Source organism: Stenotrophomonas sp. Ste96, assembly GCF_024519495.1.
Lineage (GTDB): Bacteria > Pseudomonadota > Gammaproteobacteria > Xanthomonadales > Xanthomonadaceae > Stenotrophomonas > Stenotrophomonas bentonitica_A.
Map to the genome: position 1 here is coordinate 508,756 of NZ_JALJRX010000003.1, position 19,968 is coordinate 528,723.

General features: G+C 65.7%; 16 protein-coding genes and 8 tRNA genes. 19 read left to right on the forward strand and 5 right to left on the reverse strand.

Annotation, left to right across the window (positions count from 1 at the left end; translation table 11 throughout):
• Window positions 1-27: 27 nt before the first annotated feature.
• The 4 genes from ppk1 to OC373_RS11700 all read right to left on the reverse strand — a co-directional run bounded on the left by ppk1 (window position 28) and on the right by OC373_RS11700 (window position 6,013).
• Complete coding sequence (gene ppk1 / locus OC373_RS11685) at window positions 28-2,109, reverse strand: polyphosphate kinase 1 (RefSeq protein WP_046272386.1); 2,082 nt, start codon at window positions 2,107-2,109, stop codon at window positions 28-30.
• Window positions 2,106-3,446, reverse strand: coding sequence for a phosphate regulon sensor histidine kinase PhoR (gene phoR, locus OC373_RS11690; RefSeq protein WP_261997727.1), 1,341 nt, complete (start codon window positions 3,444-3,446; stop codon window positions 2,106-2,108). The genes ppk1 and phoR overlap by 4 nt, the downstream gene beginning before the upstream one ends.
• A gap of 98 nt (window positions 3,447-3,544) precedes the next feature.
• On the reverse strand, window positions 3,545-4,234 hold the full coding sequence (phoB, locus tag OC373_RS11695) for a phosphate regulon transcriptional regulator PhoB (RefSeq protein ID WP_019185815.1): 690 nt from the start codon (window positions 4,232-4,234) through the stop codon (window positions 3,545-3,547).
• Window positions 4,235-4,366: 132 nt separating this feature from the next.
• On the reverse strand, window positions 4,367-6,013 hold the full coding sequence (locus OC373_RS11700) for a M48 family metalloprotease (protein ID WP_261997728.1): 1,647 nt from the start codon (window positions 6,011-6,013) through the stop codon (window positions 4,367-4,369).
• Window positions 6,014-6,154: 141 nt separating this feature from the next.
• Between OC373_RS11700 and grxC the strand changes: the two genes are divergently transcribed.
• The 6 genes from grxC (at window position 6,155) to OC373_RS11730 (ending at window position 10,687) form a co-directional block, all read left to right on the forward strand.
• Window positions 6,155-6,454: a glutaredoxin 3 gene (gene grxC, locus OC373_RS11705; protein WP_019185813.1), complete on the forward strand. Its 300-nt coding sequence runs from the start codon at window positions 6,155-6,157 to the stop codon at window positions 6,452-6,454.
• Window positions 6,451-6,843: a carboxymuconolactone decarboxylase family protein gene (locus tag OC373_RS11710; RefSeq protein ID WP_019185812.1), complete on the forward strand. Its 393-nt coding sequence runs from the start codon at window positions 6,451-6,453 to the stop codon at window positions 6,841-6,843. The genes grxC and OC373_RS11710 overlap by 4 nt, the downstream gene beginning before the upstream one ends.
• Window positions 6,844-7,249: 406 nt before the next feature.
• Complete coding sequence (locus OC373_RS11715; protein WP_261997729.1) at window positions 7,250-8,257, forward strand: isocitrate dehydrogenase; 1,008 nt, start codon at window positions 7,250-7,252, stop codon at window positions 8,255-8,257.
• Window positions 8,258-8,383: 126 nt separating this feature from the next.
• The gene (locus OC373_RS11720; protein WP_261997730.1) at window positions 8,384-8,818 is read left to right on the forward strand and encodes a hypothetical protein; all 435 of its coding nucleotides are present in this window, start codon (window positions 8,384-8,386) and stop codon (window positions 8,816-8,818) included.
• Window positions 8,819-8,977: 159 nt separating this feature from the next.
• Entirely contained in the window at window positions 8,978-9,721 is a 744-nt protein-coding gene (locus tag OC373_RS11725; protein WP_261997731.1) for a cysteine hydrolase, read from the forward strand.
• 57 nt (window positions 9,722-9,778) lie between these two features.
• A complete protein-coding gene (locus OC373_RS11730) occupies window positions 9,779-10,687 on the forward strand; it encodes a LysR family transcriptional regulator (protein WP_261997732.1) in 909 nt (302 codons plus the stop codon).
• A gap of 99 nt (window positions 10,688-10,786) precedes the next feature.
• On the opposite strand, the gene OC373_RS11735 is transcribed toward OC373_RS11730, so the two are convergent.
• Window positions 10,787-11,545: a Bax inhibitor-1/YccA family protein gene (locus tag OC373_RS11735; RefSeq protein ID WP_070426714.1), complete on the reverse strand. Its 759-nt coding sequence runs from the start codon at window positions 11,543-11,545 to the stop codon at window positions 10,787-10,789.
• 178 nt (window positions 11,546-11,723) lie between these two features.
• Between OC373_RS11735 and OC373_RS11740 the strand changes: the two genes are divergently transcribed.
• The 13 genes from OC373_RS11740 (at window position 11,724) to OC373_RS11800 (ending at window position 19,963) form a co-directional block, all read left to right on the forward strand.
• Window positions 11,724-11,800: transfer RNA gene (locus OC373_RS11740), tRNA-Pro, on the forward strand.
• Between the two features lie 45 nt (window positions 11,801-11,845).
• Window positions 11,846-11,922: transfer RNA gene (locus OC373_RS11745), tRNA-Arg, on the forward strand.
• A 35-nt stretch (window positions 11,923-11,957) separates the two neighbouring features.
• Window positions 11,958-12,034, forward strand: a tRNA-His gene (locus OC373_RS11750).
• An 81-nt stretch (window positions 12,035-12,115) separates the two neighbouring features.
• Window positions 12,116-12,191: transfer RNA gene (locus OC373_RS11755), tRNA-Lys, on the forward strand.
• 158 nt (window positions 12,192-12,349) lie between these two features.
• A tRNA-Lys gene (locus OC373_RS11760) sits at window positions 12,350-12,425 on the forward strand.
• Between the two features lie 530 nt (window positions 12,426-12,955).
• Window positions 12,956-13,040, forward strand: a tRNA-Leu gene (locus tag OC373_RS11765).
• Between the two features lie 234 nt (window positions 13,041-13,274).
• Window positions 13,275-14,567 (forward strand): trigger factor, encoded by a 1,293-nt coding sequence (gene tig, locus OC373_RS11770; protein WP_019185805.1) that lies wholly within the window; start codon window positions 13,275-13,277, stop codon window positions 14,565-14,567.
• Between the two features lie 65 nt (window positions 14,568-14,632).
• Window positions 14,633-15,259: an ATP-dependent Clp endopeptidase proteolytic subunit ClpP gene (gene clpP / locus OC373_RS11775; protein WP_019185804.1), complete on the forward strand. Its 627-nt coding sequence runs from the start codon at window positions 14,633-14,635 to the stop codon at window positions 15,257-15,259.
• Between the two features lie 126 nt (window positions 15,260-15,385).
• Window positions 15,386-16,675, forward strand: coding sequence for an ATP-dependent Clp protease ATP-binding subunit ClpX (gene clpX / locus OC373_RS11780; RefSeq protein ID WP_019185803.1), 1,290 nt, complete (start codon window positions 15,386-15,388; stop codon window positions 16,673-16,675).
• Window positions 16,676-16,817: 142 nt separating this feature from the next.
• A complete protein-coding gene (gene lon, locus OC373_RS11785) occupies window positions 16,818-19,292 on the forward strand; it encodes an endopeptidase La (RefSeq protein ID WP_261997733.1) in 2,475 nt (824 codons plus the stop codon).
• A gap of 207 nt (window positions 19,293-19,499) precedes the next feature.
• A complete protein-coding gene (locus OC373_RS11790; RefSeq protein WP_019185801.1) occupies window positions 19,500-19,772 on the forward strand; it encodes an HU family DNA-binding protein in 273 nt (90 codons plus the stop codon).
• Between the two features lie 11 nt (window positions 19,773-19,783).
• Window positions 19,784-19,858 (forward strand) — tRNA-Val (locus OC373_RS11795).
• A 28-nt stretch (window positions 19,859-19,886) separates the two neighbouring features.
• A tRNA-Asp gene (locus OC373_RS11800) sits at window positions 19,887-19,963 on the forward strand.
• Window positions 19,964-19,968 lie beyond the last annotated feature (5 nt).

Consider the following 19,968-nt stretch of genomic DNA (forward strand, 5'->3'; position numbering starts at 1 on the left):
GACCGCGTACCGACCAGCGGTCGGTACCTATAGACCCTGCAGCAGGGCCATCTGCGCCGCATGCGGCGGCTCGTCATGGCCCGGTGTGCACTTGATGTAGCTGCCGTCGGCCTGCAGCTCCCAGGCGTTGAGGTTGTCGTCGAGGTAGTTCTGCAGCACATCGCGGTAGACCTTGCGCGCCAGCTCCGGGTCCAGGATCGGGAAACAGGTCTCGACCCGGCGCAGCAGGTTGCGTTCCAGCCAGTCCGCGCTGGCGCAGAACAGCTCCGAGGCGCCGTCATTGCCAAACCAGTAGACCCGGCTGTGCTCCAGGAAACGGCCGACGATCGAGCGCACCCGGATGTTGTCCGAGACGCCCGGCACCCCGGGGCGCAGGGTGCAGGCGCCGCGCACGATCAGGTCGATCTGCACGCCGGCCTGCGAAGCGGCATACAGCGCGCGGATCATCTGCGGTTCGTTGAGGGCGTTCATCTTGGCGATGATCCGCCCGGGGCGCCCGCTGGCAGCCAGGCGCGTTTCGCGCTCGATCCGCTGCAGCAGGCCCGGGTGCAGGGTGAAGGGCGACTGCAGCAGGCGCTTGAGCTTCATCCGCGGGGCCAGCCCGGACAGCTGCTGGAACAGCAGGTGCACATCGTTGCCGATATCCGCATCGGCGGTGATCAGGCTCAGGTCGGTATACGCGCGTGCGGTGCCGCTGTGGTAGTTGCCGGTGCCCAGGTGGACATAGCGGCGCAGCTTGCGGCCTTCGCGGCGCACGATCAGCAGCATCTTGGCGTGGGTCTTGAACCCGACCACGCCGTAGACGACCTGCACGCCGGCTTCCTGCAGACGGTCGGCGAGGCCGAGGTTGGCCTCCTCATCGAAGCGCGCGCGCAGCTCGACCACCACGGTGACGTCCTTGCCGTTGCGGGCGGCCTGGATCAGCGCGTCCACGATCAGCGAGTCCTTGCCGGTGCGGTACAGGGTCTGCTTGATCGCCAGCACGTTGGGGTCGACGGCGGCCTGCTTGATCACATCCAGCACCGCGGTGAACGCATCGAAGGGATGGTGCAGCAGCACGTCCCGGCGCGCGACGATCTCGAAGATCCCGTCGCTGTCGCGCAGCGTGCGCGGGCTCAGGGCGGGGTACTTCAGTTCCGGCCGCTGGATCACGTCGTACAGCTGGATCACGCGGTTGAGGTTGACCGGGCCGTCGATACGGTAGACCGCGTTTTCGGTCAGCCCGAAGTTCTGCAGCAGGGTGCGCACGATGTCGCGCGGGCAGTCCTGCGCGATCTCCAGCCGGACCGCCGGGCGGTAGCCACGGTCGACCAGTTCATCGCGCAACGCCAGGGCGAGGTTCTCGACCTCTTCCTCGTCCACCACCAGCTCGGAATTACGGGTCACGCGGAACTGGTAGGCCCCCTGGACTTCCATGCCCGGGAACATCTCATCGACGAAGGTCGACAGCACCGAGGACAGGAACACGAAGGTCTGCGGGCCGCCGAGTTGCTCCGGCAGCTGGATGATGCGCGGCAGCGAGCGCGGTGCACGCACGATCGCCAGGTGCCCGGCGCGGCCAAACGCGTCGGTGCCCTTGAGCACCACCACGATGTTCAGCGATTTGTTGAGGATCTTCGGGAACGGGTGCGAAGGATCCAGGCCGAGCGGCGACAGCACCGGCATGATCTCGTTGCGGAAGTAGGCGCGCAGCCAGCGCTTCTGGCGGTGGTTCCAGGAGTGCCGGCCGAGAACGTCGATGCCTGCCTCGTGCAGCGCCGGGCGCAGCGTTTCGTTCCAGCAGCGGTACTGCTGGTCCACCAGCTGTGCGGCGCGGTCGTGGATCGCATTGAGGATCGCCTGCGGCGTCATGCCGTCCGGCGCCGGCGGCAGGCCGAACTCCTGCGCATGGCGCACGGCGGCGGCGCGGATCTCGAAGAATTCGTCCAGGTTGGTGCAGGAGATGCACATGAAGCGCAGGCGCTCCAGCAGCGGCACCTGCGGGTCCATGGCCTGGGCCAGCACGCGGAAATTGAAATCCAGCTGCGACAGTTCACGGTTGATGTACAGCGCCGGGTCGCGCAGCGGATCGCCGTCCACGGGTACGGCGACGGGAACAGGAGTACTCATGCGGAAAAGTCTTCGGCGGAAGGAAGGGAGGCGACCTCGGTGCGCGCACGCACCTGGTCGGCATCGAAATGGCAGGAGAACGTGCTGCCCTTGCCGACTTCGCTCTGGATGTCCAGGCGGGCATGGTGCAGCCCCAGGATGTGTTTGACGATCGACAGCCCCAGGCCGGTGCCGCCGCTCTCGCGCGAGCGGCTGCTGGACACCCGGTAGAAGCGTTCGGTCAGGCGCGGCAGATGGTTGGCCGGGATGCCGTAGCCGGTGTCACGCACCGACAGCACTACGCCATCTACTTCGCGGGCGAATTCCACTTCCACGCGGCCACCGGCCGGCGTGTAGCGCACGGCATTGGTGACCAGATTGGAGAACGCGCTGTGCAGTTCCTTGTTGGAGCCCTGCAGGTCCACTCCGGCCGTATCGATGATGCTGATCTGGTGGCGGCCCTGGCTGTGCGCTTCGGCTTCACGGCGCAGCGTGGCCAGCATCGGCGTCATCGCCACGGCCTCAGCTTCGGTGTGCTCCTGCGATTCCAGCCGCGACAGGGTGAGCAGGTCTTCGACCAGCTGCGCCATGCGCTGGGACTGCTTGCGCATTTCCTCCAGCATCGGGCCGGTGCCGGGGAAGTCCTCCGGGTCCATCATGTCCAGGTAGCCGTGCACCACGGTCAGTGGCGTGCGCAGTTCATGCGAAACGTTGGCGACGAAGTCGCGGCGGACCTGTTCCAGCCGAAGCAGCTTGCTGACGTCTCGCGCGATCAGCAGCCAGTAGTCCGGCGAGTAGGGAATCAGGCGCAGGTTGAGGCGGATCGCCGGATCGACCGGCGAGGGCACGTCCAGGATGGGTTCGGCATTGCGGCCACCGGCCAGCCAGTGGGCCAGCGGCATCGGCTGCAGGCGTTCGACCAGCGCCTCGCCGAGATCGCCTGGATGATGCAGGCCGAGCAGCGAGGTGGCCGCTTCGTTGAACCACTGCACGCGCTGGCTGTTGCGGTCCACCACCACCACGGCATCGGGCAGTGCCGCGGCGGCGGCGCGATAACTGCGCAGCATGTCGAGCAGGCGGCGCTTGCGTGTGCGCATTTCCCACTGATTGCGGTAGAGCAGGCGGTCCAGCTCGTTCCACACGCCGGTGCCGTCGCCCATGTCCCAGCGATGGCGCGCGGTGAGCCCACGCAGCACCCGGCGCAGACGCCAGTAATGCCAGGCCAGCGCGCCGATGGAGGCCAGCGCGATGCACATCCACACATGTCCCACTGCCAGGCCCAGCAAGCCGGCCGCGAGCAGCAGGGCGGCGAGGGTGGCCAGCGTTTTCAACCAGGCAGAACGGATGTGGCGCGGCATTGCGGTCTCGCAGAAGGTGCGGTCCTCGGACTCGATCCAAGGTTATAGCAGGAGTGGCCGGAACCAGGCATGCGCGCCAGGTCCCGGCCCGACGAGACTCAGGTCGAGGTAGAGAACCGGTAGCCGGCGCCGCGCACCGTCTGCACCATGTTCTCCGCGCCGAACGGCTCCAGCGTCTTGCGCAGGCGGCGGATGTGCACATCGATGGTGCGCTCCTCCACGTACACGCTGCCGCCCCACACGTGATCCAGCAGCTGGGCACGGGTGTACACGCGCTCAGGGTGGGTCATGAAGAAATGCAGCAGCCGGTATTCGGTCGGACCGATCGGCACCGGCTGGTCGCCGGCGAAGACGCGGTGCGCGGCGCCGTCGATGCGGATCGTGCCGACCGCCACGCTGCCGTCTTCGTCATCGTCGCGGGCACGGCGCATGACCGCACGGATGCGGGCCAGCAGTTCGCGCGCCGAGAACGGCTTGACCACGTAGTCGTCGACACCGGCCTCCAGGCCACCGACGCGGTCGTTCTCTTCCCCGCGCGCGGTCAGCATGATGATCGGCACCTCGCGGGTAAGGGCTTCTTTGCGCCAGCGCCGGGCCAGGTCCAGGCCGCTGGTGCCCGGAAGCATCCAGTCCAGCAGGATCAGGTCCGGAACGCGGTCGGCGATGGCGGTCTGCGCCTCGCGGGCGTCGCCGGCATGGATCGGGTCATAGTCGCCCTTGCGCAGGGCAAAGGCGACCATCTCGCGGATCGCGGGTTCGTCATCGACGATCAGGATGCGTTTCTGCACGTGCCCACCGTATTGCTCATCAGATCGGGATTGAGCCCAGTAGACTACGGTTTCATGACAGGTTTGTGACGAGGGGGCCGTTCCCGTCGTTGACCGCCATCCAGCCGTCATCCCACCCCCTTGAACGGCGCCTCAGCGGCGGTCCAGTTCCGGGTCGTCGATGCCTTGGCGGCGCATTTCCAGCACGGTCGGGGTGATGCTCTCGATCCGGGCATCGACCCGGGCCCGGCCCACGTAGTCCAGGTCCGGTTGCCGCTTCAGGGCCTGCAGCTGGATCAGGGCCTGCTCCGGCCGGCCGCTGAGGAAGGCCGCCTCGGCATAGGCCTCGCTGGCCCGGGTGGTATCCCCGGCCAATTCGCTGGCGCGGGCGAAGCGCTGCTGGAAGACCGGATCATTGCCGCTTTGCGACAGCATCGGGCGCAGCATCGCCTGCGCGCGCTGGCCGGCCTCGCGCCCGCCCTGTTCATTGAGGATGGTGGCGTAGGTCAACGCGACCGGGCGGCTGCCGGGGTGCTGGCGCATCAGGGTCTCGAAACGGGCGTTGGCCTGGGCCTGCTGTCCGCTGCGCGACTCCGCCTCGCCCAGCGCCAGTGCCACCCAAACGTTGTCCGGGTGGTCGCGCAGCAGCTCGGCCAGGTCGCGGCTGGCCTGCCCGGCGGCACTGTTGCGCAGCCGGCCCAGGGCCAGCCCGTAGCGCTGTGGTTCGGTCAGCCCGTTTTTCTGCGCGCGCTGCAGGCTTTCGTATTCGCGGATGACATCGCCCGGGGTGTCGGCGCTGAGCACCCGCAGCCGCTCGCGCGCCCATTCGAACTGACCGGTGCTGCCGCGGCTGAGCGAGTTGACCGAAATCTGCATCGAGGCCGGCAGCAACGGGTTGCTCCGCCGCACCAGCGGATCGGACAACGCCGGGTCGGACGGGTTCACCCGTTCCTGGCGGACGCCGCCGGGCACCTCGGTGGTCAGCAGCACCGTGTCTTTCTTCATCTGTTCGGCGCGGGCCTTGGCCTCGCTGATGCGGGTGGTGGTGACCGGGTGGGTCTGCAGGAAGTCCGGGACGCTGTAGCCCCCCTGGTTGCCACGCATCGAGGCGGACATGCGCTCGAAGAAGCCGGCCATGGCATCCACGTCATAGCCGCTGCGGGCCAGGGTGCGGATGCCCAGGCGGTCGGCCTCGGATTCGTTGGAGCGGGTGTAATTGATCTGGCGCTGCTGCATCAGCCCCATGCCCGAGGTGATCGCGGCCATGGTGGCGTCACCGGAGGAGTTGCCGCCGGCCTGCTGCGCGGCCACGATCGCGGCAAGCATGCCGAGCAGGATCGGGATCTGGTCGCGCTGTGCGCGCTCGACGCCGCGCAGCACGTGCTGCTGGGTGACGTGGGCGATTTCGTGGGACAGCACCGCGGCAACCTCGTCTTCGCGCTCGGCGGTCAGTACCAGGCCCGCATTGACCCCGATGTAGCCGCCCAGGGTCGCGAAGGCATTGATCTGCCGGTCCTTGAGCATGAAGAAGGTGTAGGACTGGCGTGGCTGGGCGCTGTTGGAGCCCAGCCGGGCACCCATGGTCTGCAGCCAGTCATCGACCAGCGGGTCATCGAGCAGGTACCCGTAGTTGCGCAGTTCGCGCAGCATCATCCCGCCGTACTCGGCCTGCCGTGCCGGGGTCAGCAGCTCGCCGGCCGAAGAACCGATGTCCGGCAGCTTGCTTTCCTGGGCCCCGGCCAGCGGTACGGCCAGGGCCAGGGCCAGGGTCAAGGCGGCAGAGAGCAGCAGAGGGCGCAAACGGAGCTCCTGGGGGAAGGCGGACGACAGCGTGACAGGGCCAGTGCAACCTGCAGTTAAACCACAGTGTTGCGACGGTGACGTGGAAAATCCAGCGGACCGCTACCATATACAGACCAACGTTCCGCTGTGGAGTTTCCCGTGAGCCAAGATGCTGTTTCCACCCCCGGTGGCGCTCCCGCCATCACCATCTACTCGACCGCGGTGTGCCCGTACTGCGTGGCCGCCAAGAACTTCCTGAAGAGCAAGGGCCGCGACTGGACCGAGGTCCGGATCGACCTGGACCCGGTCGAGCGCGAGAAGATGATGGCCAAGACCCGCCGCACCAGCGTGCCGCAGATCTTCGTCGGCGAGGTCCATGTGGGCGGCTACGACGACATGATGGCGCTGCACCGTGCTGGCAAGCTGGAGCCGTTGCTGGCCGGGCAGGACCCGGCATGAGCGCGGCCGACGACGGCAGCAAGGACCGCATCGCCGAATTCACCGAGTTCCGCCAGCGCATGAACCAGCGCATCCTGGGCGAACCCAACCAGGTCGTGCGCCGCTTCTTCGCGCTGGACACCCAGACCTACCAGGCCGGCGCGCTGGACGTGAAGACCAAGGAGCTGCTGGGCCTGGTCGCCTCGATGGTGCTGCGCTGCGATGACTGCATCAGCTACCACGTGGCCCAGTGCAAGGACGCCGGCGTGACCCGTGAGGAGTTCTTCGAGACCTTCTCGGTCGGCCTGGTGGTCGGCGGCTCGATCGTGATCCCGCACCTGCGCCGCGCGGTCGATTTCCTGGACCAGCTCGAAGGCGGCGCCGAAGCGCCGGCCGTTCACGAGCATTGAGGTCGCGGCCGACCCGGCCCCGCCGCGGTAGAGCCGACCGTTGGTCGGCTGCTTGGGCACCCCGACGATATCGGGGCCCGGCAGTGCGCCGTTCATGTTCGAGATGCCGTTCCACCGACCAACGGTCGGTGGCTACCCCATCGTTCAGCGCACCCCTGGTTGCCGGCCAGCGGCCGGCACTACCGATCGCGTGTCTGGCGCACAGCCCCCTTCTGTTGATGGCGGCGCGCCAACGGCGCGGGGAGAGGGTGAATGCGCGGGCAATGCTGCCTTGCCTGCCTAAGACCAATGGCCCATTTGGGGTCCATCGGGCGGGTAAGGCATAATTGCCGATGAAACTTCCCTTGCGCCCGCGCTTCGCGCACCTCACGGATGGCGCTCCCCCCTCGGTTCGGAATACACATCAATGACGCAGAAAATCACGGTCATCCGCGGTGACGGCATCGGCCCGGAGATCATGGACGCTACCCTGTTCGTGCTCGGCAAGCTGGGCACCGGCTTTGAATATGAAGACGCCGACGCGGGCCTGGTCGCGCTGGAGAAGCACGGCGATCTGATGCCGGCGGCCACGCTGGAATCGATCGCACGCAACAAGATCGCGCTGAAGAGCCCGCTGACCACGCCGGTCGGTGGTGGCTTCACCTCGATCAACGTCAGCCTGCGCCGCCACTTCGACCTGTACGCCAACGTGCGTCCGGCGGTGTCCTTCCCGAACACCAAGTCGCGTTTCGGCGACGGCGTGGACCTGATCACCGTCCGTGAGAACACCGAAGGCGCGTACCTGGCCGAAGGCCAGGAAGTGTCGGCCGATGGCGAGACCGCCTTCTCCGGCACCCGCATCACCCGCAAGGGCTCCGAGCGCATCGTGCGCTACGCCTTCGAGCTGGCCCGCAGCACCGGCCGCAAGAAGGTCACCGCCGTGCACAAGGCCAACATCATCAAGTCGACCTCGGGCCTGTTCCTGGCCGTGGCGCGTGAAGTGGCCGCCAAGTACCCGGACATCGAGTTCCAGGAAATGATCGTCGACAACTGCTGCATGCAGCTGGTGATGCGTCCGGAACAGTTCGATGTGATCGTGACCACCAACCTGTTCGGCGACATCATCTCCGACCTGTGTGCCGGTCTGGTCGGCGGCCTGGGCCTGGCCCCGGGCGCCAACATCGGTGAGAACGCGGCGATCTTCGAAGCCGTGCACGGCACCGCGCCGGACATCGCCGGCCAGGGCAAGGCCAATCCGTGCGCGCTGCTGCTGGCCGCCGCACAGATGCTGGACCATGTCGGCCAGGTCGAAAACGCCGAGCGCCTGCGCAAGGCCATCGTGGCCACGCTGGAAGCCAAGGATTCGCTGACCGGCGACCTGGGTGGCACCGGCAACACCATGGGCTTCGCCCAGGCCATCGCCAGCCGCCTGTAAGCGGCCGGCGCTCTTGCTGGATGCTGTCCCAGGCGGTATCCAGGCAGCGCTGCGCATTGTTGAAGACGGGCCGTCCTTGTACGGCCCGTCTGCGTTTTCACGTGTGGCTTTTCACCGACAGGGTTTTTGCAGATGCCTGATACGGCTGTGTGGGTGGTGGCGGCTGTTGCGGTCTATTGGATCGGCGTAGGCATCTACTTCGTCTTCTGCTGGCCTTGGTCCCGTTCTCAGCGCGCGTTGCGTCGCCTGCGCAAGCACGGGGTCTGCATCCGCAACCTGCGGCACAGCGAAGCGCGCGCGCTGCAGTTGATCGAATGTCCGGCGGGGGCGCCGGTGTACCGGCTGGAGGGCGCCTGCGCGGAGTTCATCATCAGGGGCAAGAATGGGGCAGAGCATGTGCAGACCCTCGCAGGGGTGCCGGTGAAGTACCCGGCGGGCCTGGAACGTGCCGTGCGCGCTGGCAGCAACGCTGCCGAAGTGGTGCCAGGGCGAAAGGGCGCGGTGATCGTGCGGCTCAATGGCGTCACGCTGGCGTCGTCGAGTCGAGCCCTGCGCGGCTGATCGTTCACGGGCGCCCAAACGAAAAGCAGTCGCGCCTGGCGCGACTCCACACGAACGGTCTGTTCGAAATCTGCACAGATCATGTGTCAATCCATGGCTGGTTCGTGCGCCATCCGCCTCGCATCCTGTGCCCACTTTCCATCGCACAGGAGTCGTCCCATGAACCTCACGGCCTTCGGCCTGGCCAGCCTGATCGGCATGGCTGCCACCGCCCCGGTGGTTGCCGCTGAACCGTCCCATCCCACCATCCGCCACATGGCGGGTGCCCCGGTGCCCGCCTCGCTCGACGCAGCGAAGACCGCGGTGCTGGTGATCGACTTCCAGAACGAATACTTCGATGCCGGTGCCGCGCCAGGTTTCGCCGGCGGCCGCATGGTCATTCCCGACGGCATCGCCGCACTGCGCCAGACCCGCCGCGTGGTCGACTTCGCCGATGCCCACGGCATCCGCGTCATCCACGTGCAGCATGTGCTGCCGGCGGGCGCGCCGCTGTTCGCGCAGGGGAGTGTCAACGTCGCCTTCCATCGCGACATGCAGCCGCGCAGTGGCGAAACCGTCATCCAGAAGGACAACGTCAGCGTGTTCGCCGGCGCCTCGGCTGCGGCGCTGGACACGGTGCTCAAGCAGGCTGGCGTCGACACGTTGATCATCACCGGCCTGCAGACCCATGCCTGCGTCGTCGGGGCCGCCCGCGACGCGGCTGCCGCGCCGCGCGGCTACCGTGTCCTCGTGGCGTCCGATGCCAGCGCCAGTCGCGACCTCGACCTGGCCGATGGCACGCGCATCGGCCACCGCGCATTGCACGAGGGGTCCCTGGCGCAGATCGAGGATGCGTTCGGCGATGTCATGGCCACCGACGCGATCCTGGCCCTGCCGGTCCGCGAGGCGGGCAAGGGCGCTTGATAAGCTGGGCAGGCCCGCATCCGGCGGGTCCTGCCACTCGCCTGGAGCTGACCGCCGATGGATCACTTCGCCGCCCTGCGCGCGCTGCGCGCCATCGTCGAGGCCGGCAGCTTCAGTGCGGCCGCAGAGCGGCAGGGAACCACCCACTCCTCCCTGTCGCGGCAACTGCGGCAGCTGGAAGAGCACCTGCAGGTCCGGTTGCTCGATCGCACCACCCGGCGGCTGTCGCTGACAGAGGCCGGGCGCGACTATTACCGTGATGCCGTGGCCCTGCTTGAGCGGCTGGAACTGGCCGACGACCGCGCCCGCGCGGGCCAGGCAGCGCCAAGCGGGCGCCTGCGCATCAGCGTGCCGCAGGTGGTGGCCAGCCAGGAATTGCCGCAGTGGCTGCCGGGGTTCCTGGCCCGCTATCCGCAGGTAAGCCTGGATCTGTCGGCCAACGACCAGCTGGTGGACGTGGTCGGGGGTGGTTTCGACATGGCGCTTCGCATTGCCGCCAGCCTGCCCGACAGCCAATTGGTGGCCCGCGAACTGGCGTGCTGCCCGCGCATCCTGGTGGCCGCGCCGGCTTACCTGGCCCGGCACGGCCTGCCGCGCCAGGTGGCGGACCTTCCGGCGCACACGCTGCTGGCGTTCCAGCCCGGCGCTGCCACTACCGCTTGGCACCTGCAGGGCCCGCGGGGCGCGCAGGCCAGCGTGGAGGCCGGCCAACGGCTGCGCGTGGACGCCACGCCCGCCCTCTATGCCGCAGTGCGGGCCGGCATGGGTATCAGCCTGTTCACCGCGTTGACCGTGCAGGACGATCTGCGCGCCGGTCGTCTGGTCCATGTGTTGCCCGGCTGGCATGCCGGGCAGCGCCGCTACTTCGCGCTGTATCCGCACGCCCGTTCGCTGGCGCCAAAGGTGCGCGCGCTGGTGGAACATCTGGCTGCGCATTACGCAGGGCAAGCCGGCGCGGCGGCCTAGGACCCGGCCAGGCGCTCCGGCCGGAACTTGCCGGGGCGCCATGCGGGCGCATGAAAAAGGGCGCCCGAAGGCGCCCCTGATGCTTGCCTGGCCAGTGGCTCAGCGCTGCTGGATCTTGGAGAGCAGGCGCAGGAATTCCACGTACAACCACACCAGCGTGACCATCAGGCCGAACGCGCCGTACCACTCCATGTACTTCGGGGCGTGTGCGGCGGCACCGGTTTCGATGAAGTCGAAATCCAGCACCAGGTTCAGCGCGGCCACCGCCACCACGAACAGGCTGAAGGCGATGCCCAGCAGGCTGGCATCGTGGATCACCGGCACGTTGATGTTGAAGAAGCTCAGCACGAAGGAGGCCAGGTACACCAGCGCGATGCCACCGGTGGCGGCGAAGACGCCCATCTTGAACTTCTCGGTGACCTTGATCACGCCACTGCGGTACAGCATCAGCAGCGCGAACAGGGTGCCGAAGGTCAGCAGCACCGCCTGGAACACGATGCCTGGGAACTTCATGTTGAACACGGCCGAGATCGCACCGAGGAAGAAGCCTTCCACCAGGGCATACATCGGCGCAGTGACGGGCGACCATTCCTTCTTGAACACGGTGACGAGTGCCAGGATCAGCCCGCCCACCGCGCCGCCGATGGTGTACATCATCGCGCTGGAGGACACCTGCCCATAGGCATCGACCGATTGGCTCCACGCGAACGCGGCCGTCAGCACGGTGAGCAGCAACAGGATGCCGGTCTTGTTGACGGTGCCGTTGATGGTCATCGCCTGGTCGGGGCGGGCCACGACCGAGCCGCTGGCCAGGTCGAGGAAGGTCGACTCGGAAAGTGCGGGATTGCCGCTGCGCATTGCCAATCTCCTTGATGGGGTAGGGGGCTGGCCATCCGGCCACTGACCCGAGCATAGCCGAAGCGACCCTCGCCAATGGCGACAGGTGAATTGATGTGTGAAAACCGTTGACAGATGCCACGCCGATTCCCACAATAGGCGGCTCTTTCGGGGGGAACCCCGGAGGGAAACAAACCGCCGGGGTATAGCGCAGTCTGGTAGCGCGCCTGCTTTGGGAGCAGGATGTCGGGGGTTCGAATCCCTCTACCCCGACCAAGCCCGCTGCTCAAACCGGGATTGGAATGCGACAATCCGGATCGAGCGCCCGTAGCTCAACTGGATAGAGCACCGGCCTTCTAAGCCGGCGGTTACAGGTTCGATTCCTGTCGGGCGCGCCATTCGGTGCAAGCGGTAGGAAGCAAAGTTTTCAGTGGTGGCTGTAGCTCAGTTGGTTAGAGTTCCGGATTGTGATTCCGGTGGTCGGGGGTTCGAGTCCCCTCAGCCACCCCACTGATTCAAACTGGTTCATCGAAAGTGAACCAGGGTTGCAAAAGGCAGCACACACGCTACAATGTGCGCCTGAGTTTTTCAGGGCTGTTAGCTCAGTTGGTAGAGCAGTTGACTCTTAATCAATAGGTCCAAGGTTCGAATCCTTGACAGCCCACCAAGACAGAAGCCATCGGGTCCGCCCGGTGGCTTTTTTCTTGTTCGCGACACGTTGAACCGGTAGCGCATTGGCGGTCCACTGCCGCCATTGGCCATCCTTTCAAATAAAACGCTTGCGTCGCGCGCAGGAAACCCTGCATAATTCGCCTCCCGATTTTCGGGCTGTTAGCTCAGTTGGTAGAGCAGTTGACTCTTAATCAATAGGTCCAAGGTTCGAATCCTTGACAGCCCACCAAGACAGAAGCCGCCTGGTCCGCCAGGCGGCTTTTTTCTTTTCCGGGCCTGCATATCTGAAAGCCTCCTGAAACCGGGGTCGAACGCGACACGCATCGTTTCCAAGCTGCGCGACAGCGCACGGATCGCAACCGGCAATCAGGTTCCACTCGACGGACCGCGCTTAGGCGCCCATCGAGGTACTCCCATCATGACTCTCAGGATCCTTGCCGCCGTGGCGTTGACCGCCTGCGCGGCCACGGCCGCCACGGCTGCCGAAACGCCCGCCCACGCATCGTTCGACCCGGTCCTGGCCGGTTATGCCACGACCGTAATCCGCAACACTGTTCCCCCTGGCGGTTTCCAAACGGCCAAGCCACTGGCCCGTGCCTCCATGCAGGGCGCGCCCCAGCGCGAGGAACGCGAGGCGCTGGCGAAAGCGATAGCCGCCGATCCGCGGGGTGGGGCACGCGCTTCACCCCGTTAAGCGACATGACGACCTTCCGCTTTCCGGCCCCGCCTGCAACAATGTGCGCCTGGGCTTTCAGGCTCGCGAAAGTGGCGGAATTGGTAGACGCCCTGGATTTAGGTTCCAGTGCCGCAAGGCGTGGGGGTTCGAGTCCCCCCTTTCGCACCAGTGCAGGGCGTTTTCGCCGGCACCATGACCATGGGCACGTCCCGGATCGGGGAGACGGCCACATGCTGGGCCCTTGGCGGCCCCCGGACGTTCTCGGCCCGCGCTGGCGGCGCTGGCGTTTATCGGCGAAACTACAGGGCTGCGGCGGGCATGCGCGTCCACGACCCCGCGTCCAAAACCCGTTTCATCCATCACATCGTGCCGGGGCCCATGCCGCCGGTGGCAGGAGTCAACATGCAAGCTTCGATCGAATCCACTGGCAATCTGGAACGCCGCCTGACCTTCTCGCTGCCGGAAGACCGCCTGCAGACGCATATCAGCGGCCGTCTGGGCGAAATCGCCCGTACCACGCGCATCAAGGGCTTCCGCCCGGGCAAGGTGCCGGCCAAGGTGATCGAGCAGCGTTTCGGCCAGCAGGTCCGCAGCGAAGCCGTCGATGGCCTGCTGCGTGAGACCTTCGATGCCGCCCTGCGCGAGCATGAGCTGCGCATCGCCGGCACCCCGCGCATCGACAAGGGCGAGGGTGAGCTGTCCTTCGTGGCCACCGTCGAGCTGGTGCCGGACTTCGGCGACGTGGATGTCAGCAAGCTGACCGTGGTCCGCCACACCGCTGAAATCAACGACGCCGACATCGACCAGATGATCACCAACCTGCGCGAACAGCGCCGCAGCTGGAGCCCGGTCACCCGTGGCGCCCAGGACGGCGATCTGGTCGCGCTGGAAACCTGGTCGCAGGCCGGCGATGAGCGCCTGCCGGCCGAAGGCACCGAAAAGGGCAGCGTGATCGTGGGCCAGGGCATGATGTTCGAGCAGATCGAGCAGGGCCTGGTCGGTCTGACCGCCGGTGAAGAAAAGACCCTGGATGTCGAGTTCCCGGCCGATTGGCGCGTCCCGGCACTGGCCGGCAAGCAGGTCAAGGTCACCGTCAAGGCGGTGGACGTGTCCGCGCCGGTGCTGCCGGAGGTGGATGCCGAGTTCATCAAGAGCTTCGGTGTGAAGGGCGGCGACGTGGAGCAGTTCCGCAAGGACATCCGCGCCAACCTGGAGCGCGAGCTCAAGGGCGCCCTGATGAACCGCCTGCGCCGCGAAGTCGGTGAGCAGCTGATCGCCGCCTACGCCTCGGTGGAAATGCCGCCGCGCCTGGTCGAGAACGAAGCCCGCGCCATGCTGGACCAGCAGCTCGAGCAGATCCGCCGCAGTGGCCGCAACCCGGGTGACGTCCCGGCCGACGCCCACGAAGGCTTCAAGGACGCCGCCGCCAAGCGCGTGCTGGTCGGCCTGCTGGTCGGTGAAGTGGCCCGCAAGAACGACCTGCGCCTGGATCCCAAGCGCCTGAATGAAACCATGCGCCTGATCGCCTCGACCTACGAAGAGCCGGAGCAGGTCATTGAGATGTACCGCAACGACCCCCAGCTGATGAGTGGGCTGCAGAATCGTGTGATGGAAGAGCAGGTGATCGACTGGATCGCCGAGCGCGCCCAGCACACCGAAGAGAAGCTGTCGTTCCAGGACGCGATCCGCCAGTAAGCGGTCGTGTTTTACGCCCCGCGCCCTGGCGCGGGGTCGTTCCCCCCAAAATAGGTGCCTCACTAATGGACAACCGAACCACAGCCCTGAACATGGTTCCGATGGTGGTCGAACAGACCAGCCGCGGCGAGCGCGCCTATGACATCTATTCGCGCCTGTTGAAGGAGCGCCTGATCTTCCTCGTGGGCCCGATCGACGATCACATGGCCAACGTGGTGGTGGCGCAGCTGCTGTTCCTGGAAGCGGACAACCCGGAAAAGGACATCAGCATCTACATCAACTCGCCCGGTGGCGTAGTCACCGCCGGCATGGCGATCTACGACACCATGCAGTACATCAAGCCGGACGTGAGCACCATCTGCGTCGGCCAGGCGGCCTCCATGGGCGCCCTGCTGCTGGCGTCCGGCGCGGCCGGCAAGCGTTACGCGCTGCCGAATTCGCGCGTGATGATCCACCAGCCGCTGGGCGGCTTCCAGGGCCAGGCCACGGACATCGACATCCATGCCCGTGAAATCCTGACCCTGCGTTCGCGCCTGAACGAAGTGCTGGCCAAGCACACCGGCCAGTCGCTGGAGACCATCGCCCGGGATACCGAGCGTGACAACTTCAAGAGCGCGGCCGATGCGGTGGCCTACGGCCTGGTCGACCAGGTCCTGGAGCGTCGTCCGGAAGAGTCGATCCAGCCGGCATAACGTTGTACCAGGCCGGGAAACCGGCCTGTTTCCACCGGGTCGGGCGGGACTGGCGTCCTCCTGACCCTGTGCTATTCTCGAATCGAACCCCCGTTCAGTCGGGTGGGGTAACTGGGTAAGCGAAGCATGAGCGAAGACCGCCAAGGTCGTTCCACGGACACCGGCAAGATCCTCTACTGCTCTTTCTGCGGAAAGAGCCAGCATGAGGTGCGCAAGCTGATTGCGGGTCCGAGCGTGTTCATCTGCGATGAATGCGTCGAGCTGTGCAACGACATCATCCGTGAGGAGCTGGAGGAGAAGGCGCAGTCGGCCCGCAGTTCGCTGCCCAAGCCGCGCGAGATCCTCGAGGTCCTGGACCAGTACGTGATCGGGCAGAACCGCGCCAAGCGGACCCTGGCCGTGGCCGTATACAACCACTACAAGCGCATCGAGAGCCGCCAGAAGAACGACGAGGTCGAACTGGCGAAGTCGAACATCCTGCTGGTCGGTCCGACCGGTTCGGGCAAGACGCTGCTGGCCGAAACCCTGGCCCGCCTGCTCAACGTGCCGTTCACCATGGCCGACGCCACCACGCTGACCGAAGCCGGTTACGTGGGCGAGGACGTGGAGAACATCATCCAGAAGCTGCTGCAGAAGTGCGACTACGACGTCGAGAAGGCACAGCAGGGCATCGTCTACATCGATGAAATCGACAAGATCTCGCGCAAGAGCGAGAACCCGTCGATCACCCGCGATGTGTCCGGCGAAGGCGTCCAGCAGGCCCTGCTGAAGCTGATCGAAGGCACCGTGGCCAGCGTGCCGCCGCAGGGCGGTCGCAAGCATCCGCAGCAGGAATTCCTGCAGGTGGACACCAAGAACATCCTGTTCATCTGTGGCGGTGCGTTTGCCGGCCTGGACAAGGTGATCCAGCAGCGTTCCAACGATTCGGGCGGCATCGGGTTCGGTGCCAAGGTGAAGAGTTCCGAGCGCAAGCAGGAAGTGGGCAAGATCCTGGCCGAAGTCGAGCCGGAAGATCTGATCAAGTTCGGCCTGATTCCGGAGTTCGTCGGCCGCCTGCCGGTCGTGGCGACCCTGGAAGAGCTGGACGAGGCCGCCCTGGTGCGCATCCTCACCGAGCCGAAGAACGCCATCACCAAGCAGTTCAAGAAGCTGTTCGAGATGGAGCACGTCGAGCTGGAGTTCCGTCCGGACGCGCTGGCCGCCATTGCCCGCAAGGCGCTCAAGCGCAAGACCGGTGCCCGTGGCCTGCGTACGATCGTCGAATCGGTCCTCCTGGACACCATGTATGACCTGCCCTCGGCAGAGAATGTCAGCAAGGTGGTGGTGGACGAATCGGTGATCGAACACAAGTCCGAACCGTACCTGATCTACCAGACGCCACCGGCGCCTGAACAGAAGGCGGCTGGCGCTGAATAATCAGTTCAAGTAATTGAATTGAAAGAAATTTTTCAGAACAGCTTGCATCTAGAAGCTGATGGCCCCATAACGAGGCCATCGGCTTTTTTTGTATCCGGGCGAGGCGCCCGGAGGCCATCCCCACTGTTCCACTGGAGCCCACATGGCCCGTTCCCCAACTGAGACTCTCGACCTGCCGGTACTGCCGCTGCGTGACGTGGTGGTGTTCCCGCACATGGTCATTCCGCTGTTCGTCGGCCGTGACAAGTCCATGCATGCGCTGGAGCAGGCGATGGAAGCGGACAAGCGCATCCTGCTGCTCGCGCAGAAGTCCGCCGAGACGGATGATCCGTCCGCCGCCGATCTGTACCAGGTCGGCACGCTCGCCCAGGTCCTGCAGCTGCTGAAGCTGCCCGACGGCACCATCAAGGTGCTGGTCGAAGGCCTGTCGCGCGTCAACGTCACCGACGTGACCGAGCGTGATGGCTCGCTGCACGGCGTGGGCATGGAAATCGAATCGGACGAATCGCGCGAGCCGCGCGAGATCGAGGCGATCGCCCGCTCGCTGATGTCGCTGTTCGAGCAGTACGTCAAAACCAATCGCAAGCTGCCGCCGGAGCTGCTGCAGACCCTGGCCGGCATCGACGAGCCGGCGCGCCTGGCCGATACCATCGCCGCGCATATCAGCGTGCGGCTGGCCGACAAGCAGCGCCTGCTGGAAACGCTGCAGATCGGCGACCGCCTGGAAATGCTGGTCGGCCTGGTCGATGGCGAGATCGACGTGCAGCAGATGGAAAAGCGCATCCGCGGCCGGGTGAAGTCGCAGATGGAAAAGAGCCAGCGCGAGTACTACCTCAACGAGCAGATGAAGGCCATCCAGAAAGAACTGGGTGACCTGGATGACGCGCCCGGCGAGATGGACGAGCTGGCGCGCAAGATCGCCGAGGCGGGCATGCCCAAGCCGGTGGAGACCAAGGCCAAGGCCGAGCTCAACAAGCTCAAGCAGATGTCGCCGATGTCCGCCGAAGCGGCGGTCGTGCGCAATTACCTGGAGTGGCTGCTGGGCGTGCCGTGGAAGAAGCGCACCAAGGTCCGCAAGGATCTCAAGGCCGCGCAGGACACGCTGGACGCCGATCACTTCGGGCTGGACAAGGTCAAGGACCGCATCCTGGAATACCTGGCGGTGCAGTCGCGCGTGAAGCAGATGAAGGGCCCGATCCTGTGCCTGGTCGGCCCGCCCGGCGTGGGCAAGACCTCGCTGGGCCAGTCCATCGCCAAGGCGACCAACCGCAAGTTCGTGCGCATGAGCCTGGGTGGCGTGCGCGACGAGGCCGAGATCCGTGGCCATCGCCGCACCTACGTCGGCTCGATGCCGGGCCGCATTGTGCAGAACCTCAACAAGGTGGGCAGCAAGAACGCGCTGTTCGTGCTCGATGAGATCGACAAGATGTCGATGGACTTCCGTGGCGATCCGTCCTCGGCGCTGCTGGAAGTGCTCGACCCGGAGCAGAACAACGCCTTCAACGATCACTACCTGGAAGTGGACCTGGACCTGTCCGAAGTGATGTTCGTGGCGACGTCCAACTCGCTCAACATTCCCGGCCCACTGCTGGACCGCATGGAAGTGATCCGCATCCCCGGCTACACCGAGGATGAGAAGCTCAACATCGCCATGCGCTACCTGGTGCCCAAGCAGATCAAGGCCAACGGCCTGAAGCCGGAAGAGCTGGAGATCGAGGCCGATGCGATCCAGGACATCGTGCGTTACTACACGCGCGAATCCGGCGTGCGCAACCTCGAGCGCGAAGTGGCCAAGATCTGCCGCAAGGTGGTCAAGGAAATCGCGCTTGCCGGTCCGGTAGCGCCCACCAAGGCGGCCAAGCCGGCCAAGGCCGGCAAGAAGCCCAGCGCGAAGAAGAAGGCGCTGGTGGTGGTCAACGGCAAGAACCTGGACAAGTACCTGGGGGTTCGCCGCGTCGATTTCGGGCGTGCCGAAGAGCAGAACGAAGTGGGCCTGGTCACCGGCCTGGCCTGGACCGAAGTGGGCGGCGATCTGCTGCAGATCGAATCCACCCTGGTGCCGGGCAAGGGCCAGCTGATCCTCACCGGCCAGCTGGGCAACGTGATGAAGGAATCCGCCTCGGCGGCCCTGTCGGTGGTGCGCTCGCGTGCCGAGCGGCTGGGCATCGACAACGAGTTCCTGCAGAAGCACGACGTGCACGTCCACGTGCCCGATGGCGCCACCCCCAAGGATGGCCCGAGTGCGGGTATCGCCATGGTCACCTCGCTGGTGTCCACGCTGACCAAGGTGCCGATCCGGGCCGAAGTGGCGATGACCGGCGAGATCACCCTGCGTGGTCGCGTCACCGCTATCGGCGGCCTCAAGGAGAAGCTGTTGGCGGCGCTGCGCGGCGGCATCACCACGGTCATCATTCCCGAGGAGAACCGCAAGGATCTGGCCGATATCCCCGCCAATGTCACCCGCGATCTGAAGATCGTGCCGGTGAAGTGGATCGAGGAAGTGCTCGACCTGGCCCTGGAGGCCCCGCTGACCGCACCGAAGCCCAAGAAAGATGGGCAACGTGTCACGGTACGCGGCAAGTCCAAGACAGCTTCCACAGCGCGCGTCAAGCACTGACGCGCCCTGTGGAAATGCCCGAAACCCGCGTCGTTATTGGCTTTTCAACTTGCGCGGGTAGGGGGGCACTGGTATAAAAGCACCACTCGCGAGTCAGCGTAAATCTGAATTCGGCGAACAGAGAACTTCACTGGCATCCGACGGCGTATCGTCATCGGGTGTCTCAATGTTGAATCCGCGGAATCCCCGCCAAAGGAGCTGTAGAGAATGAACAAGACCGAATTGATCGACGCCGTTGCTGAAGCCGCCGACCTGACCAAGGCCGAGTCCAGCCGCGCCGTTGATGCCGTCATCGCTTCCGTCACCAAGGCCCTGAAGGGCGGTGACGCGGTGACGCTGGTGGGCTTCGGCACGTTCCAGGTCCGCGACCGCGCTGCCCGTACCGGCCGCAACCCGAAGACCGGCGACACCATCAAGATCGCTGCGTCGAAGAATCCGTCGTTCAAGGCTGGCAAAGCCCTGAAGGATGCCGTAAACTAAGCGGCTTGCTGGGGTGCTTAGCTCAGCGGTAGAGCGTCTCCTTTACACGGAGAGGGTCGGGGGTTCGAAACCCTCAGCACCCACCAGGCACTGCCAGTAAAAGTTTTGAAATGTGGAGCGGTAGTTCAGCTGGTTAGAATGCTGGCCTGTCACGCCGGAGGTCGCGGGTTCAAGTCCCGTCCGCTCCGCCAGTTTT

Bases quoted from the DNA above. Each gene is read 5' to 3' on its own strand.
- tig (WP_019185805.1), top strand. From the start codon at position 13,275: ATGCAAGCTTCGATCGAATCCACTGGCAATCTGGAACGCCGCCTGACC.
- OC373_RS11730 (WP_261997732.1), top strand. From the start codon at position 9,779: ATGGATCACTTCGCCGCCCTGCGCGCGCTGCGCGCCATCGTCGAGGCC.
- OC373_RS11790 (WP_019185801.1), top strand. From the start codon at position 19,500: ATGAACAAGACCGAATTGATCGACGCCGTTGCTGAAGCCGCCGACCTG.
- ppk1 (WP_046272386.1), bottom strand. From the start codon at position 2,109: ATGAGTACTCCTGTTCCCGTCGCCGTACCCGTGGACGGCGATCCGCTG.
- phoR (WP_261997727.1), bottom strand. From the start codon at position 3,446: ATGCCGCGCCACATCCGTTCTGCCTGGTTGAAAACGCTGGCCACCCTC.
- clpX (WP_019185803.1), top strand. From the start codon at position 15,386: ATGAGCGAAGACCGCCAAGGTCGTTCCACGGACACCGGCAAGATCCTC.
- OC373_RS11725 (WP_261997731.1), top strand. From the start codon at position 8,978: ATGAACCTCACGGCCTTCGGCCTGGCCAGCCTGATCGGCATGGCTGCC.
- clpP (WP_019185804.1), top strand. From the start codon at position 14,633: ATGGACAACCGAACCACAGCCCTGAACATGGTTCCGATGGTGGTCGAA.
- lon (WP_261997733.1), top strand. From the start codon at position 16,818: ATGGCCCGTTCCCCAACTGAGACTCTCGACCTGCCGGTACTGCCGCTG.
- OC373_RS11715 (WP_261997729.1), top strand. From the start codon at position 7,250: ATGACGCAGAAAATCACGGTCATCCGCGGTGACGGCATCGGCCCGGAG.
- OC373_RS11710 (WP_019185812.1), top strand. From the start codon at position 6,451: ATGAGCGCGGCCGACGACGGCAGCAAGGACCGCATCGCCGAATTCACC.
- OC373_RS11735 (WP_070426714.1), bottom strand. From the start codon at position 11,545: ATGCGCAGCGGCAATCCCGCACTTTCCGAGTCGACCTTCCTCGACCTG.